12 protein-coding genes are annotated in these 15,377 nt (G+C 63.1%); 3 read left to right on the plus strand and 9 right to left on the minus strand.

Features of this window, described 5'->3' with window-relative positions:
• Positions 1 to 6: 6 nt before the first annotated feature.
• On the minus strand, positions 7 to 681 hold the full coding sequence (locus tag NIM86_RS16660; RefSeq protein ID WP_253383794.1) for an SOS response-associated peptidase: 675 nt from the start codon (positions 679 to 681) through the stop codon (positions 7 to 9).
• A gap of 12 nt (positions 682 to 693) precedes the next feature.
• Entirely contained in the window at positions 694 to 2,763 is a 2,070-nt protein-coding gene (locus NIM86_RS16665; protein WP_253383796.1) for an ATP-dependent helicase, read from the minus strand.
• A gap of 183 nt (positions 2,764 to 2,946) precedes the next feature.
• On the opposite strand from NIM86_RS16665, the gene NIM86_RS16670 reads away from it, so the two are divergent.
• From NIM86_RS16670 to NIM86_RS16680, 3 genes are read left to right on the plus strand one after another with little or no spacing between them, the layout of a single operon-like run.
• Positions 2,947 to 3,708: an ImuA family protein gene (locus NIM86_RS16670; RefSeq protein ID WP_253383798.1), complete on the plus strand. Its 762-nt coding sequence runs from the start codon at positions 2,947 to 2,949 to the stop codon at positions 3,706 to 3,708.
• The gene (locus NIM86_RS16675; protein ID WP_253383800.1) at positions 3,623 to 5,146 is read left to right on the plus strand and encodes a DNA polymerase Y family protein; all 1,524 of its coding nucleotides are present in this window, start codon (positions 3,623 to 3,625) and stop codon (positions 5,144 to 5,146) included. Before NIM86_RS16670 ends, NIM86_RS16675 begins: the two co-directional genes overlap by 86 nt.
• Positions 5,143 to 8,403 (plus strand): error-prone DNA polymerase, encoded by a 3,261-nt coding sequence (locus tag NIM86_RS16680; RefSeq protein WP_253383802.1) that lies wholly within the window; start codon positions 5,143 to 5,145, stop codon positions 8,401 to 8,403. Before NIM86_RS16675 ends, NIM86_RS16680 begins: the two co-directional genes overlap by 4 nt.
• A gap of 5 nt (positions 8,404 to 8,408) precedes the next feature.
• Here the strand turns inward: NIM86_RS16680 and NIM86_RS16685 are convergent, their stop codons facing one another.
• From NIM86_RS16685 to NIM86_RS16715, 7 genes are all read right to left on the minus strand, one after another.
• A complete protein-coding gene (locus NIM86_RS16685; RefSeq protein WP_253383804.1) occupies positions 8,409 to 9,272 on the minus strand; it encodes an SMP-30/gluconolactonase/LRE family protein in 864 nt (287 codons plus the stop codon).
• Positions 9,269 to 9,886: a 2-dehydro-3-deoxy-6-phosphogalactonate aldolase gene (locus NIM86_RS16690; RefSeq protein WP_253383823.1), complete on the minus strand. Its 618-nt coding sequence runs from the start codon at positions 9,884 to 9,886 to the stop codon at positions 9,269 to 9,271. Before NIM86_RS16690 ends, NIM86_RS16685 begins: the two co-directional genes overlap by 4 nt.
• Entirely contained in the window at positions 9,886 to 10,800 is a 915-nt protein-coding gene (locus NIM86_RS16695) for a 2-dehydro-3-deoxygalactonokinase (protein ID WP_253383806.1), read from the minus strand. The genes NIM86_RS16690 and NIM86_RS16695 overlap by 1 nt, the downstream gene beginning before the upstream one ends.
• Positions 10,801 to 10,804: 4 nt before the next feature.
• On the minus strand, positions 10,805 to 11,575 hold the full coding sequence (locus tag NIM86_RS16700) for an SDR family NAD(P)-dependent oxidoreductase (protein WP_253383807.1): 771 nt from the start codon (positions 11,573 to 11,575) through the stop codon (positions 10,805 to 10,807).
• On the minus strand, positions 11,576 to 13,285 hold the full coding sequence (locus tag NIM86_RS16705; protein WP_253383809.1) for an IlvD/Edd family dehydratase: 1,710 nt from the start codon (positions 13,283 to 13,285) through the stop codon (positions 11,576 to 11,578).
• Positions 13,278 to 14,822 (minus strand): mannitol dehydrogenase family protein, encoded by a 1,545-nt coding sequence (locus NIM86_RS16710; protein WP_253383811.1) that lies wholly within the window; start codon positions 14,820 to 14,822, stop codon positions 13,278 to 13,280. Before NIM86_RS16710 ends, NIM86_RS16705 begins: the two co-directional genes overlap by 8 nt.
• On the minus strand, positions 14,819 to 15,377 hold a 559-nt coding region (locus NIM86_RS16715), incomplete at its 5' end, for a DUF4432 family protein (protein ID WP_253383813.1). The genes NIM86_RS16715 and NIM86_RS16710, both read right to left, overlap by 4 nt.

Raw genomic sequence — 15,377 nt, forward strand, 5'->3', positions numbered from 1 at the left:
GCGGCCTCAAAGTAGTAGATCGTCATCCTTGGGATTGGCCGGTGGCTCCACCAAAACCAGCATGTTGCCGGGCAGGGGCCGCTGCAGGTGCTTGACGTCCGCCCACTCCCCGGTCAGCCAGAGATCGACCTCTTCCGGCGTCGTCAGGATCGCCGGCATGGCCTTTTCGTGGATGGGCTTGACGATCTCGTTCGGCGTCGTCGTGAGGAACCCATAGAGCTCATACTCCTGCTCGCCGTCACGGACCTTTCGCACCCCCTTCCAGGGCGTCCAGAAGCCGGCAAAGAACATCAGTGGCCGGTCCGGGTTTTGTGCAAACCAGGCGTTCGGCACCCGCCCGCCTTCCTCCTTGCTTGCGGGATCGGGCTCCGCGAACGACGTGAACGGGACAACACACCGGCTTGTCGGTCCGAGCCAGCGACGCCAGTGCGGCGATCCGACATTGCGGATATTGGTGACCCCACGATCGGCCTTGCCTTTGACGAAGGCCGGCGGTGTCGGCATGCCCCAGGTCGCACTGACGATTTCGCGATTGCCGTCATCGCCAACACGGACGATCGGCGCCAGCGTGTTCGGATAGACGTTCAAGGAGGGCTCGTTCCAGCCGGCCTTGTCCGCCATCGCCTTGGTGAACTCGACAACCGCGTCCCGCGTCGTCGTCAGATTATAGAGATTGCACAAATCCTTCTCCCGTTAGCGCCACATCCCGCGCATCCGTGCCCCGACATCGAGACGCATCTGCCGCGGTCCGGCATTACTGGCTTGGCCCGGCGCGACCACCGGCCAGGTCCTATTCTCGAAAAACTGCAACAACATAGCGGGAATGAACCGTGTCCGCGAGGCATAGACATGCCGGTCGCCGGTCGAAGACTGTCCATGCGTGAAGAAACGCTGCGGAACGACAAGGTTGAGACTGTCTTTCGCCCGCGTTATCGCGACATAAAGCAGTCTGCGTTCTTCCTCGATCTCGTCTGTCGTGCCGACGCCGAGATCAGAGGGAATGCAGCCGTCGACGGTATTGAGGACGAAGACCGAGCGCCATTCCTGGCCCTTTGCCGAATGGATGGTGGAGAGGATCAGGTAATCCTCATCGAGCAGCGGCACGCCGGCCTGGCCGGAGGTCGCATCCGGCGGGTCGAGCGTCAGTTCGGTCAGGAACCGTTCGCGCGACGGATAGCCGGCGGCGATGTCCTCGAGCTGCAACAGATCCGCGCGGCGCATTTCGAAATCTTCGTGGATGCGCTCCAGATGCGGCTCGTACCAGGCCCTGATCCGGCCGATTTCTGCCGGCCAGCCCATGTTTGCAGTGCGGAGGTCCGCGATCAACGAGACGAGCCCCGGCCAGTCGGCCGCGGCACGCGACGGCGCGGGAAGGGCGGCGAGTGTCTCGACGGGATCGGCCGTTTCGGCAACCGCATCGAGGGCGGTTTGCGCCGAGGCCGGACCGACACCGGGTAAGAGCTGCATCAGGCGGAATCCCGCCACGCGATCCCGCATGTTCTGGGCGAACCGAAGCGCCGCCAGCATGTCCTTCACATGGGCGGAATCGAGGAATTTCAGACCGCCGAATTTGACGAAGGGAATGTTGCGGCGGGTCAGCTCCACCTCCAGCGGGCCGCTGTGATGGCTCGCCCGGAACAGGACGGCCTGGTCCTTCAGCCGCATGCCGCCCTCGCGATTGTCGAGGACCTCGTCAGCGACAAAGCGCGCCTGGTCGCCTTCATCGCGGACTGTCACCAGTCGCGGTTTTTCATTGGAGGCCCGCTCGGTCCAGAGGTCTTTCGTGTAGCGCTCCTGCGCGAGACCGATGACGCCGTTGGCGGCGGCGAGGATCGGCTGCGTCGACCGGTAATTGCGGTCGAGCGTGATCACGTCGGCCTTTGGCGAGAACTCATTCGGGAAGTCGAGGATGTTGCGCACCGTGGCGGCACGGAACGAGTAGATCGCCTGTGCGTCGTCGCCGACGACCGTCAGCCCGCGACCGCCGAGCTTGAGCGCCATCAAGATCGACGACTGCAGCCGGTTCGTGTCCTGATATTCATCGACCAGAACATGGTCCCAGCGTCCGCCGATCTCATCGGCGAGCACGGGATCGCCCATGGTCTGCGCCCAGTACAAGAGCAGGTCGTCGTAATCGAGGACGTTCTGGATCTGCTTGGCCTCAACATAGGCCGCGAACAGGTCCTTTAGCTCTTTCTCCCAGGCCACTACCCAAGGGAAATTGGCTCTGAGGATTTCATCCAGCGGCGCTTCGGCATTGACGGTGCGCGAATAGATGGAAAGGCAGGTGCCCTTGGCGGGAAACCGGTTCTCGGTCTTCGAGAGACCGAGATCATGCCGGGCGAGGTTCATCATGTCGGCGGAGTCCTCGCGGTCATGAATGGTGAACTGCGGATCGAGGCCGAGTTCGATGGCGTATTCCCTGAGCAGCCGTGCGCTGATCCCGTGAAACGTGCCCGACCAGGCCAGCCCGTCCGCCATGATCCCGGCCTTGTCGCCAAGTGCTTTCGCGCAGATGCGCTCGACCCGTTTTCCCATTTCGGCCGCCGCGCGGCGCGAAAAGGTCATCAAGAGGATGCGGCGCGGATCGGCTCCCGAAATTACGAGCTGGGCGACCCGATGGGCGAGTGTATTGGTTTTCCCGGAGCCCGCGCCGGCGATGATCAGCAATGGTCCGCCGATTCCGCCATCGGGCAGATCGATGCCGTGCAGGACCGCGGCCCGCTGATTGTCGTTCAATTTTTCCAGATGCGCTGCGCTCATCCCGTCCCGCCTCAAACCCTTGGGAATCAACGATGCGCGTCCCACGCATCGGTGTTTTCTGCCGGTCGAGGTGGCCTGAGCCCATCAAAGAGTCCGATTGACTCAAAACCGGAAAGAGAACAAATAATGAACATACCGGAGATTTTCGCCGTTGCAAAGCCTTAAAGGAGACCTTTCCGCGTCATGCCGAGCCATTCGGTCAGTCCCGCTATTGCCGAGCTTCGAGAGCGCATCGCGCATCTCGAAGGTCCGGGGGGACGTGCGCGCTCGGTTCTGCCCTTCGGCCTGAAAGACATCGACCGAAGGCTCCCGGGAGGAGGGCTGGGGCTTGGCTGTCTGCATGAGGTGGCGGGTGGCGGCAATGGCGCCGTGGATGGGGCGGCCGCCGCACTGTTTACGGCCGGGATCGCGGCGCGCACGAAGGGCAAGGTGCTGTGGGTGGTCACGCGGCCCGATCTCTTCGCGCCGGCGATTGCGCAGGCCGGCCTTGCGCCCGACCGCGTGATTCACGTCGAGGCGGGTGATGAAAAGGCGCTTCTCGCCTGTTTCGAGGAAGGCCTGCGTCATGGCGGGCTCGGCGCCGTCGTCGCCGAGACAGCACGCCTCTCGATGACCGCCTCGCGCCGCCTGCAATTGGCGGCCGAGAGCTCCAACACGATCGGCCTGGCGCTGCGCCGGTGGCGCCGGCAGACGGAAGCGGGAGATTTCGGGCAACCGACCGCCAGTATCACCCGATGGCGGGTGTCCGTCCTGCCGTCACGGCCCTTGCCGGTGCCGGGCCTTTGCCGGGCCCGCTGGCTGGTCGAACTCATCCGATGCCGCGCCGGAGAAAGTGGAGATTTTGAAGTGGAGGCGTGTGATGACACGGGTCGTCTCGCTCTTCCTTCCGAGGTGGCCGACCGATCGCCTCAGAAGGAAATCGGGCGACGCATCGCCTCCGGCTGATGCGCCGCTCGTCATGGCGGGACGGACCGGCCGCCGCCGTCTGATCACCGCGCTCGATGCCAATGCCGAACGGCTCGGCGTGCGCATCGGCATGGCCGTCACCAAGGCGCAGGCTTTGGTGCCCGGGCTGATCATTGCCGATTCCGATCCCGCCGCCGAGACCGAGGGCCTGACCAAGCTGGCGCTCTGGGCGCTGCAGCGAATTTCACCCGTGGTGATGGCCGATCCGCCGGACGGGCTGGTCATCGACACGACCGGCGCCGATCATCTGCATGGCGGCGAAGCGGCCATGCTTGCCGACATGATCAAGCGCTTTGCCGCCTCCGGCGTTGAAGCCCGCGCCGCGGTTGCCGACACCTGGGGCGCGGCCCATGCCGCCGCCCGGTTTATCGCCCGCCCGGCCATCATCATTCCGCCCGGCGAGAGCGAAGCCATGCTTCGGACGCTGCCGCTGCAGGCGCTCCGGCTCGATCCCGAAACGGTGTCCGGCCTGATCACCCTCGGGTTCGAGACGGTGGGCGAGCTCCTCGAGCAGCCGCGCGCGCCACTGGCGTTGCGTTTCGGCCCGGAGATCGGCCGCCGGCTGGACCAGGCACTCGGCCGGATCGCCGAGCCGGTCGATCCCGTCCGGTCGCCCGAGCTGATCGAAGCGCGCAAGGTTTTCGGGGAGCCCATAGGGGCCGCCGAAACCATTGCCCGCTATATCGCCAAACTGGTCGATGCGCTCTGTTTGGAGCTCGAAAAGCACGGGCTCGGCGCGCGCCGACTCGATCTGCTGTTCCATCGGGTCGACAACACCATGCAATATGTGCGGATCGGCATGGCCCAGCCGGTGCGGGATCCGAAGCGCCTGACCCGGCTCTTCCGCGACAAGCTGGAAACCGTCGATCCGGGGTTCGGGATCGAAATCATGGTGCTGGTCGCCATTGAGACCGAGCCGGTTCGTGAGAAGCAGACGATCTCCTCCCTGGTCGAAGAACCTGAACCGGACGTTTCCGACCTCGTCGATGTGCTCGCCAACCGGGTCGGCGACCGGATGCTTTGCCGGTTCACGCCGGTGCAAAGCGATGTACCGGAACGGTCCGTGGCGCGCATCCCGCCACTGGCGCCGGAAACCGGCCTGACCTGGGAGGGCGACTGGCCGCGCCCGCCGCGACTCCTGCCCCGTCCCGAGCCGGTCGAGACCATGGCACTTTTGCCCGACCATCCGCCCGTATGGTTCACCTGGCGTGGCGTGCGCCGCCGCGTCCGCCGCGCCGACGGTCCGGAACGGATCCGCGGCGAATGGTGGAAGCGCGATGCCGAGCTGACAACGGTCCGGGATTATTTCCGGGTCGAGGACGAGACCGGCGAGCGCTACTGGCTCTTTCGCTCCGGCGACGGCGAGCATGAGGACAGCGGCTCGCAACGCTGGTTCCTGCACGGGATCTTCGGATGAGCGGGCCGCGTTATGCCGAGCTGCAGGTGACCACCCATTTCTCGTTTTTGCGCGGGGCAAGCAGTTGCGACGAGCTCTTCGCGCGCGCCGCCGAACTCGGCATCGCGGCGCTCGGCATCGTCGACCGCAATTCGCTGGCCGGTGTCGTCCGAGCGCTCGAAGCGTCCCGGCAGACCGGCGTCCGGCTGGTCGTCGGCTGCCGCCTTGACCTCGCCGACGCCCTGCCGGTCCTGGTCTATCCGACCGACCGGGCGGCCTATGCGCGCCTTTGCCGTTTGCTGTCGCTCGGCAAGGGCCGCGCGGGGAAGGGCAAGTGTCATCTCGAATGGGATGATCTCGTGGCTTACGGGGAGGGGCTGATCGCGGTCCTCGTGCCGGACCGCGCCGATGATGACTGCGCGCTGCATCTGAGACGGCTGCGGGAGTCCTTCTGCGACCGCGCCTATCTGGCGCTGACACTGCGCCGGCGTCCCAACGATCAGCTCCGCCTCTGGCAGCTCTCGAACCTGGCCGCGGCGGCGCGGGTCCCGACCGTCGTCACCAATGACGTGCTGTTCCACGAGGTAGGCCGGCAGCTCATGCAGGATGTGGTGACGGCCATCCGGCACAATGTCACCATCGACGAGCTCGGCCATCGCCGCGAGCGCTTCGCTGACCGCTATTTGAAACCGCCCGCGGAAATGCACCGGCTGTTCGAGCGGCATCCCGAAGCGCTCGCCCGCACGATCGAGATCATGGATCGCTGCAGGTTTTCGCTCGAGGAGCTGGCCTATCAATATCCGGACGAGAAGCTCTATCCCGACCTGACCCCACAGCAAGCGCTTGAAAAACTCACCAGGGAAGGGGCCATCGAGCGCTACCCCGAAGGCTTACCCGACAAGGTGCGGGCCAATCTCAATCACGAGCTGGCGCTGATCGAGAAGCTCGAATACGCGCCGTATTTCCTCACGGTGAATGCCATTGTCCGCTTCGCTCGCTCGAAAGACATTCTCTGTCAGGGCAGGGGATCGGCCGCCAACTCGGCCGTCTGCTATGTCCTCGGCGTCACCTCGGTCGATCCGGACCGCAACGACCTTCTGTTCGAGCGCTTCGTGTCGGAGGAACGGCGCGAGCCGCCCGACATCGACGTCGATTTCGAGCACGAGCGCCGCGAGGAGGTCATCCAATGGGTCTATCAGACCTATGGTCGCGAACGGGCGGCGCTCTGTTCCACCGTCATCCGCTACCGCTCCAAAGGCGCGCTGCGCGATGTCGGCAAGGCGCTCGGTCTGACCGAGGATCTCACCAAGACGCTGTCGTCGCAGGTCTGGGGCTGGTCGGAAGGCGTCGAACAGAAACACGCCAAGGAGCTCAATCTCAATATGGGCGACCGGCGGCTGCGCCTTGCCATGGAACTCGCGCATCAGCTCGTCGGCACGCCGCGCCATCTCTCCCAACATCCGGGCGGCTTTGTACTGACCCATGACAGATTGGATGAACTTGTGCCGATCGAACCGGCGGCCATGGAAGACCGGCAGGTCATCGAATGGGACAAGGACGACATCGATGTGCTCAAATTCATGAAGGTCGACGTGCTGGCGCTCGGCATGCTCTCCTGCATGCGCCGCGCCTTCGACCTTCTGGCCGCGCACAAGGACATCCGTTTGGACCTCGCGACGATCCCGGCCGAGGATCCGCGCACCTATGCGATGATCCGCAAGGCCGACACGCTCGGCACCTTCCAGATCGAGAGCCGCGCCCAGATGGCGATGCTGCCGCGCATCAAGCCGCGCACCTTCTATGATCTCGTCATCGAGGTGGCCATCGTCCGGCCCGGACCGATCCAGGGGGACATGGTCCATCCCTATCTGCGCCGGCGGGAAGGTAAGGAAGAGGTGACTTTTCCCAAGCCCGAGCTTGAAGCCGTTCTTGGCAAAACGCTCGGTGTGCCGCTGTTTCAGGAGCAGGCGATGCGGGTTGCCATCGAATGCGCCGGATTCAGCGCCGGCGAGGCCGACCAGCTCCGCCGCGCCATGGCGACCTTCAAGCACACGGGCGGGGTCTCGAAATTCGGCGCCAAGCTGATCGAGGGCATGGTGGGCAACGGTTATGACCGTGAATTCGCCGAACGCACCTTCAGTCAGCTCGAGGGCTTCGGCTCCTATGGTTTTCCGGAAAGCCATGCGGCGAGTTTCGCGCTGATCGCCTATGCCTCGTCCTGGATGAAATGTTGGCACCCGGATGCCTTTTGCTGCGGGCTTTTGAACGCCCAGCCAATGGGATTTTACGCGCCGGCACAGATCGTGCGCGACGCCCGCGATCATGGTGTCGAGGTCCGTCCCGTCTGCATCAATGCCAGCCGCTGGGACTGCACTTTGGAGCCTATCGAGGGTGACGACAGCCGCTTTGCCGTGCGGCTTGGTCTGCGTCTGGTGAAAGGTCTCGGCAACGCCGAAGCGGCCCGCCTCGTCACCTGTCGCGAGAATAGCCCCTTTGTCTCGGTCGACGATCTCTGGCGGCGCGCCGGCATTCCGGCCGCAGCCCTGGTCGAACTCGCCGAAGCCGATGCGTTCAGACCGTCACTTGGCCTTGCCCGCCGCGAGGCGCTCTGGGCGATCAAGGCGCTGCGCGACGAGCCGCTGCCGCTCTTCGCCGCCGCCGCCAATCGCGAGGCCGGCATCGTTCCAGAGCAGTCCGAGCCTTCAGTCTCTCTGAAACCCATGGAGGCCGGGCGGGAAGTGGTGGAGGATTATGGGCATGTGGGTTTGAGCCTTCGCCGGCACCCGGTTGCCTTCCTTCGTTCGGACCTGACCCGGAGGCGTTTCGTGACCTGTGCGGAAGCTGTCGCCTTGCGCGACGGCCGCTGGGTCAATGTCGCCGGCCTCGTCCTGGTGCGCCAGCGGCCGGGTTCGGCCAAGGGCGTCATGTTCATCACCCTTGAGGACGAAACCACGGTCGCCAATCTCGTCGTCTGGACGAAGGTCTTCGAGAAATACCGGCGTACCGTGCTCGGCTCGGGCATGCTCGGCGTCAAAGGCCGGGTCCAGCGTGAAGGGGAGGTGGTCCATATCGTCGCCCGCGAGCTGATCGACCTGTCTTCAGAGCTGGCGAGTGTTGGAAGCCGAACCGAGGCCTTTCCGCTGCCGCACGGGCGTGGCGACGAGTTTCACCGCGGACCGCCGGCGCCCGATCCTCGCGGGATGCCGAAGCCACGGGACATGTTCGACCCCTATGGCCACATCGATGAGATCAAGGTGAAGACGCGGGATTTTCGGTGAGATGATCAGATCTTCACGCGCGGCTCGGCGCATCCGCGTATCCCAGTTGCGACTGACAGGGTTTCGCCATCTTGAACCTCACCCGGCTGGCGATCAGCCTCGCGAGTTGCATGGGCTGTCGTCACGAACAACGTACCGAAGGCCGCGCCCCCGAAGGCAGGGCAGGACGGATTGACGACCGGCAGCTCGATGGCACGATCAGGCGTGCCGTCCGGCAGATAGCGCGCGATACGCGAAGCACCCCATTGCGCGTTCCATATCGCTCCATCGGAATCGACGACAGATCCGTCGGGCTTCAGCCCTTCGCGGGAGAGGTCAACGAAGATCTCCGGCTCCCCCTTTGGCCAACCTTTGCGATCGAGCGTCAGGGCCATGATTTTGCCGGTCGGCGTGTCCGCAAAATAGGCGCGACGACCGTCAGGCGAGAAACAGATCGAATTCGGTATAGAAAGACCTTGTGATAGGCGGGTTAGCTCGCCGTCGAGGATCCTGTAGATCGCACCGGCGGCTGCCTCGGCCCGCTTGCCCATGGTGCCGATCCAGAAACCACCATGCGGATCGGCACGCCCGTCATTGCTGCGGTTTGCAGGTATGTCGCCTTCAAGATCGACGAGCCGCTCTTTCGTTCCGGTCACGATGTCGAACCGCCAAAGCCCGGTTTCAGAAGCGAGAAGCAAGGTCTCCCGGTCGATCCACCCGGCGGTAGAGAAACATTCATCGAATTGCCACTCGAGAGGTTGATCCCCGAACCGACTGAGCAGCTTTTTTCCCTCGATGTCGAACCAGAACAATTGCTCCCGTTCGGGATGCCAGAGAGGTCCTTCACCAAGAAGGCAGGTGCGATCATCGAAGACCTCGACAGCGCTCATCGATCACCGCTTCGAAGGCAACGGTCATAGGCTGCAACGATGGCGCGGGCTCTTTCCCGCACCTCTGCTGGACTGCGACCTGGTTTGTAAAGTGCGCTGCCAATGCCGAAACCGTGGACGCCGGCGGCGATCCACTCGGCCATGGTGTCGGCGTCCGCACCGCCAACCGCGAAGACCTTCGTTTCCCTGGCCAGTACGGCCCGGATGGCCTTGATCCCATCCGGGCCGATCAGCGATGCCGGAAAGATCTTCAACCCGTCAGCGCCGGCGCGAAGGGCGGTGAAACACTCGGTTGGCGTCATCACGCCTGGAAAGGACATAAGACCAACCTCTTTGGTCGCCGAGATCACAACCGGATTGCAGTCGGGAGAAACGATCAGGCGTCCCCCGGCGCCCGCGACAGCATCGACCTCGTCAGCACTTAACACCGTACCCGCCCCGATCAGTGCCTGGCCGGAAAACGTCGCGCTCAGCACTTCAATGCTCTTCAGCGGGTCCGGCGAGTTCATCGGCACTTCGATCTGCGCGATTCCCTCTTCGATCAGGGCCTTACCGATCGCTTCGACCTCATCCGGTGCAATCCCACGAAGAATGGCGATCAGCGGGCGGGTCATCATACGGCGGTTCCTTGGAGCTGACGATAGGCAGCGCGAAGGCCGGCGAGCGTTGTCGCTTCTGGATCGAGGACCTCGGTCTTGACGCCCTGGCCCGACATCGCCGCGGAGTACGCCCAAGAGATGCGCTCGGCGCCGACGATCGTCACCGGCCCACTCTCCCAGAATGCACGAGCCCCTGCGAGTTCGAGCCCGATCACAAGACCCGACAGCCGCGCGCTGCGGGCAGAAGCGGACGAATCCGCCAGAAAGTCGCCGGCGCGCAACGCAAACAGCTCACGCCCGAAACCAGCGGGATCCTCGACGCTATCCTGAACGCCCTCGGTGAAGCCCCCATTGAACCAATCATCCTGATTGACACTGTGGCGCAGGATCGACTGGGTACACAGCAAAGAGAAAAGCTCACCCGTCAAATAGGTCTGGAATCGAATGACCTTTCCGGCTCTGATCTGGCACCATTTGCTGTGCGTACCCGGAAGACAGACGACACCCTCAAACTCAGGGTTCTCATGCAGCAAGCCGGCGATCTGAGTTTCCTCGCCGCGCATCACATCGGGCGGCCGTTTCTGCGAAAGCCCGGGCACGATGAAGACATCGATCCTTGGGTCGCAATCCTCGGGTTCCTTGAACGAACCTCCGAGCGGCGGGCAGGGGACGGTACGATAGGGCGCTTCGACCCAGCCTTGCCGGGCGCCAACCATGCCGCAACAAAGCACGGGGATTCTCCCGCCTTCGGGAAGATGCGGATCGATCAGCCGGATAACCGCCGCATTAAAGGCACCGGGATTAAGCCGTCCCATGCCCTCCTCGGATTTGAGGCTCGCAATAGGCTCTTCGCGTGAACCGAAGACCCAGGCGCGCAGATGCGTGGTGCCCCAGTCGACAGCGATCCACTTTGTGTCATTGGCCGCCATGAGACTATCCCGTCACCACAACGCCGCCATCGATCACGAGGGCCTGACCGGTCATCATCCGGCTGGCCGAGGATGAGAGGAACAGGAGAGGATCGACGATATCGGCAGGCGCAAGATGTTCCTTGAGGCATTGGCGGTCGAGATGGTCGGCGAGCGCCTCGGGCGAGGCCCAGCTTTCCATCTGCTTATCGGTCAAAACCCAGCCCGGCGCGAGGGCGTTCACCCGGATCCCGTCCGGGCCGAACTCGCGTGCGAGCGCCCGGGTCATGCCGTTGATCCCCGAATTGGCGGTGGCGTAGCTCGGATAGCCGGCATTGCCCATCATGTAGCTGATCGAGGTGAAGCTCACGATGGCCCCGCCGCCGGCGTCGCGCATGCCGGCGACGACCGCCTGGCAGGCGAAGAAATAGGCCTTGAGATTGATCGCCTGCGACCAGTCCCAGTAGTCTTCGGTAACGTCCTCGGTCTTGTGCCGCTGGTCGTTAGCCGCGTTGTTGACCAGCACCGTGACCGGCCCATGCGCTGCGCTCGCTTGCGTGATCGCTTCCTTCAGCCTGGCGACATCGGCAACATCGCAGGGAAGGAACAGCGGCCGTTGCCCGAATCGTTTCTCCATCTCGTCGCAGAAGGGCGTGGCGTCGGAACGTTGGATGAAAGCGACCTTCGCACCCTGGCTCAAAAAGCCTGCCGTCAGCTCGGCGCCGATGCCCGAACCACCACCCGTGATGAAGACACTTTTGTCCTTGAGATCGGGATAGTTTGCGACCGGCGCCATTCAATGGCTCTCCCGCGTGACAGGCCGCGTGTCCTTGCCGACCAGAAAATCGAGGTCGGCGCCGCGGTCGGCCTGAAGAACGTGGTCGGTATAGAGTTTGGCGTAACCTCTGGTGTAGTGCGGCTCGTCAGGCTGGAAGGTCTCGCGCCGGCGCGCGAGTTCGTCCGGCGACACCAGCAGTTCCAGTTGGCCTTTAGCAGCCGACAGGCGGATGCGGTCGCCCGTCTTGACCAGGGCGAGGGGACCGCCAGCCTGGGCTTCGGGCGCGATGTGCAGAACGACGGTTCCGAAGGCCGTGCCCGACATGCGGGCGTCGGACAGCCGTACCATGTCGCGGACCCCTTCACGGACGAGACGGGCGGGAATGGGCATGTTCCCCACTTCCGGCATGCCGGGATAACCCTTGGGACCGCAGCCCTTTAGGACGAGAATTGTGTCGGGTGTGACTGGCAGGTCATCACGGTCGATATTGGCCTTCATGTCCTCGATGTTATCGAAGACGAACGCCTCGGCCTCATGTTCGAGCAGCTGATCGCTCGCCGCCGATGGCTTTATGATGGCGCCGTCGGGGGCAAGGTTACCCCGCAAGACCCTGAGGCCGGCAGCTGGCTTCAGCGGATTGTCGATCGCCCGGATGACATTCCGGTTCCAGCACTTTGCGCCTTCGACATATTCCGAAATGTCTGCACCCATGACTGTGCGGGCTTTGCGCAGCTGAGGAGCCAGTTCGGACAGGACGACCGGAACGCCCCCCGCATAGCAGAAATCCTCCATCAGATATTTTCCGGAAGGCATGCAGTTCACCAAAAGCGGAATCTCGCAGCCGAGCTCGAAATCCTCGAGCCTCAGATCGACGCCCACCCGCCCGGCAAGCGCCAGCAGATGCACGACGGCATTGGTGGACCCGCCCACGGCCGCATTGACCAGGATCGCATTCTCGAAACTTGCCCGCGTCAAAACATCGGAAAGCTTGAGGTCCTCGCGCACCATGTCCACGATCCGGTTGCCGGTCAGATGTGCAAGCGCCATGCGTCGGGCGTCGACAGCTGGCAGAGCAGCATTCATCGGCAGGCTGAGACCCATTGCTTCGACCAGCGAGGCCATGGTCGAGGCGGTGCCCATCGTCATGCACACGCCCTTGGACCGGCTCATGCCACTTTCGGCCGCCAAGAAATCCTGCAGGCTCATATCGCCGGCGCGGACGGCTTCTGAGAACTTCCACACATCGGTGCCAGAACCGATATCGGCGCCCTGCCATTTGCCGTTCAGCATCGGGCCGGAGCTGACGACAATGGTCGGCAGATCGACTGAGGCCGCGCCCATCAGCTGCCCTGGAGTTGTCTTGTCGCAGCCGCCAAGCAACACGACGCCGTCCATGCCGTAGGCGCGGATCGATTCCTCGACATCCATGGCCAAGAGGTTGCGGAACAGCATGGCGGTCGGCTTCATCTGGGTTTCGCCCAGACTCATGACCGGGAACTCGACCGGAAAACCCCCTGCCTCCCACACGCCGCGCTTCACGCCTTCTGCCAACTCGCGGAGCCCGGAATTGCATGGGGTCAGTTCAGACCAGGTGTTGCAGATACCGATGATCGGCCGCCCGTCGAAGACGTGATCGGGAAAGCCTTGGTTCTTCATCCAGGAGCGGTGAATGAAGCCGTCTCGATCGAGCTTGCCGTACCAATCCCTGTTGCGGCGCTCTTTACTCATCGCGCGCCGCCTTCATGGCGTCAGGGCGCTTAGGACCGGCCGGGGCCTTATCCCGTCCCGACTGCGCATATTCCCTGAGCGCGCATCGCGTGCCTTTCGAGTTCAGGGTTGCAAGCCAGTATGCGAAAGGCTCGGAGAAATCCTCGAGATCACCAAGATCGCCAAATATGCCGTGTATCGAAAGCCAGGCCATCGGATCGGTCTTCGCGGCGATTGCCGGTGCGCTCAGCGCTGCGGCATCGCCGGGGTCCAGCTGGATTGTCTGCCCGTCGTCGGTCTCGCCGGCGCAATATCGACACCACAGCGCAATCTCCAGAGCGAGCCCACTGACGGTGCCACCGGTTTTCAACCGCGCATCGACGATCGGCAGAATGAACTTGGGCTGCCGGTTGGCGCCGTCCATGCAAAGGCGGGGAATTGTGTCGCCAAGCTCGGGATTGGCGAAACGGCGCACGATCGTCCAAAAGTATTTTTCCGGGTCAATTCCGGGCGCGAGACGTACCGTCGGCATGATCTCGCGATGCTGCAGGGCGCCAAACCAATCCGAAATATCGGGGTCCGCTATTGCCTCGTCGACATAAGTGTATCCGAGCAACGCAGCCGGATAGGCGATGGCGGCGTGCCCGCCATTGAGAATGCGCAGCTTCATCAATTCATACGCCGCGACATCGTCGACAAACTGAACACCGACATCTTCGAATGCCGGACGGCCGCTTGGAAATTTGTCTTCAAGGACCCATTGACGGAATGGTTCACAGACAACCGCCGCTTCGTCGATAATCCCGAACCGGTCACGCACAAGCGCCAACTCGCGAGGGCCGGTCGCGGGCGTTATGCAGTCCACCATGCTGTTCGGGAACGCCACGTTCGCAGCGATCCAGTCTGCTAGATCCGGATCGGCCAGCCGGGCAAGGCCAACGACTGTCTGGTGCGCTACATGTCCGTTTTCGGGAAGATTATCGCAACTCATCACGGTGAACGGTGCCACACCCATCTTGCGGCGGCGGCTAAGTCCTTCGATCAGGATGCCAAATACGGTCGAAGGAGATGACAGGTTGCTCGCGTCGCGAACAATCTCCGGGTGTTTAGTATCGAACCCGCCAGTCGAGGCATCTACATAGTATCCGCCTTCCGTTACCGTCAGCGATACCACGCGGATCCTCGGGTCCGATATCGCATCGACAACCGATTGCGGCTCGTTTTTGCAAAAATCGATCATCGAACCAATCACGGTCGCCGTCAGACCCTTCGGATCGAGCTCGACAATCGTTGACAAAAAGTCTTGGGCCACGAGCTTGTCCCGCATTTGCCGGTCAAAGGGCCGAGTTCCGGCGCCAATGATTGCCCAGTCGCGGTCCTTCCCCTGTTCAAAAAGCCGGTGAAGAAAGGTTGCCTGATGCGCCCGGTGGAAATTTCCCACGCCGATATGGACAATCCCGGGCGACAGCGCGCTACGGTCGTAGCTGGGCCTGCCGACGGTTGACAGCAAATGTGAGAGATTCTCGCTGGACAATTTCGCGGGCCCGTTGACGGTCATGTCGCACATGCTCCCGCCAATACGCGCCCCGTCGAAGCACTCGGTCCGCTGCCATCGCATTCCCCGATCTCAACCGAGACCCGGTACGTCGCTGTCTCGTTCGGCAATAGAAACCTTGCGATCTCCGAAGGGCCGGCTGGATCAGTTGGGCGGGCGGGTTCGAGCGCTAGCGCGTAGACTCCAGACTGGAAGGCCCGCCAAACACCGAACAATGGCAACGACACGCGGGAGTAGTTCAGCTTGACGCAGAGGCCGCCAGAAAGGCCCCGGTTCATAATCATTATTGTTGCGGCATCGTCCTTGGAGGCGGTCGGGACATCCTCGTAGTAGTCGGCAAAGTCGTCCATTGGCCGCTTGTCCTCGGCGTTGAACGCTGCAACGAAGCTTTCGTCCAGATCGCCGCCAAGCTCAATTGCCTCGTCGAGGAACGGATATCCGAAATTGACGTGATAGAGGATGGCGTGCGGCGTGGGACGAAACCCCTGGTTTTCGACCACGTCGTCGATCCGCACTGTCCGATCGTAGACTCCGAGCTCGATGCGGCGGCGCAGCACG

Origin of the sequence: Notoacmeibacter sp. MSK16QG-6, from assembly GCF_024158145.1 — a bacterium.
Taxonomy (GTDB): Bacteria; Pseudomonadota; Alphaproteobacteria; order Rhizobiales; family Rhizobiaceae; genus Notoacmeibacter.

Coding starts and splice junctions, on each gene's coding strand:
- NIM86_RS16665 (WP_253383796.1), bottom strand. CDS start 2,763: ATGAGCGCAGCGCATCTGGAAAAATTGAACGACAATCAGCGGGCCGCG.
- NIM86_RS16670 (WP_253383798.1), top strand. CDS start 2,947: ATGCCGAGCCATTCGGTCAGTCCCGCTATTGCCGAGCTTCGAGAGCGC.
- NIM86_RS16675 (WP_253383800.1), top strand. CDS start 3,623: ATGACACGGGTCGTCTCGCTCTTCCTTCCGAGGTGGCCGACCGATCGC.
- NIM86_RS16680 (WP_253383802.1), top strand. CDS start 5,143: ATGAGCGGGCCGCGTTATGCCGAGCTGCAGGTGACCACCCATTTCTCG.
- NIM86_RS16685 (WP_253383804.1), bottom strand. CDS start 9,272: ATGAGCGCTGTCGAGGTCTTCGATGATCGCACCTGCCTTCTTGGTGAA.
- NIM86_RS16690 (WP_253383823.1), bottom strand. CDS start 9,886: ATGACCCGCCCGCTGATCGCCATTCTTCGTGGGATTGCACCGGATGAG.
- NIM86_RS16695 (WP_253383806.1), bottom strand. CDS start 10,800: ATGGCGGCCAATGACACAAAGTGGATCGCTGTCGACTGGGGCACCACG.
- NIM86_RS16700 (WP_253383807.1), bottom strand. CDS start 11,575: ATGGCGCCGGTCGCAAACTATCCCGATCTCAAGGACAAAAGTGTCTTC.
- NIM86_RS16705 (WP_253383809.1), bottom strand. CDS start 13,285: ATGAGTAAAGAGCGCCGCAACAGGGATTGGTACGGCAAGCTCGATCGA.
- NIM86_RS16710 (WP_253383811.1), bottom strand. CDS start 14,822: ATGACCGTCAACGGGCCCGCGAAATTGTCCAGCGAGAATCTCTCACAT.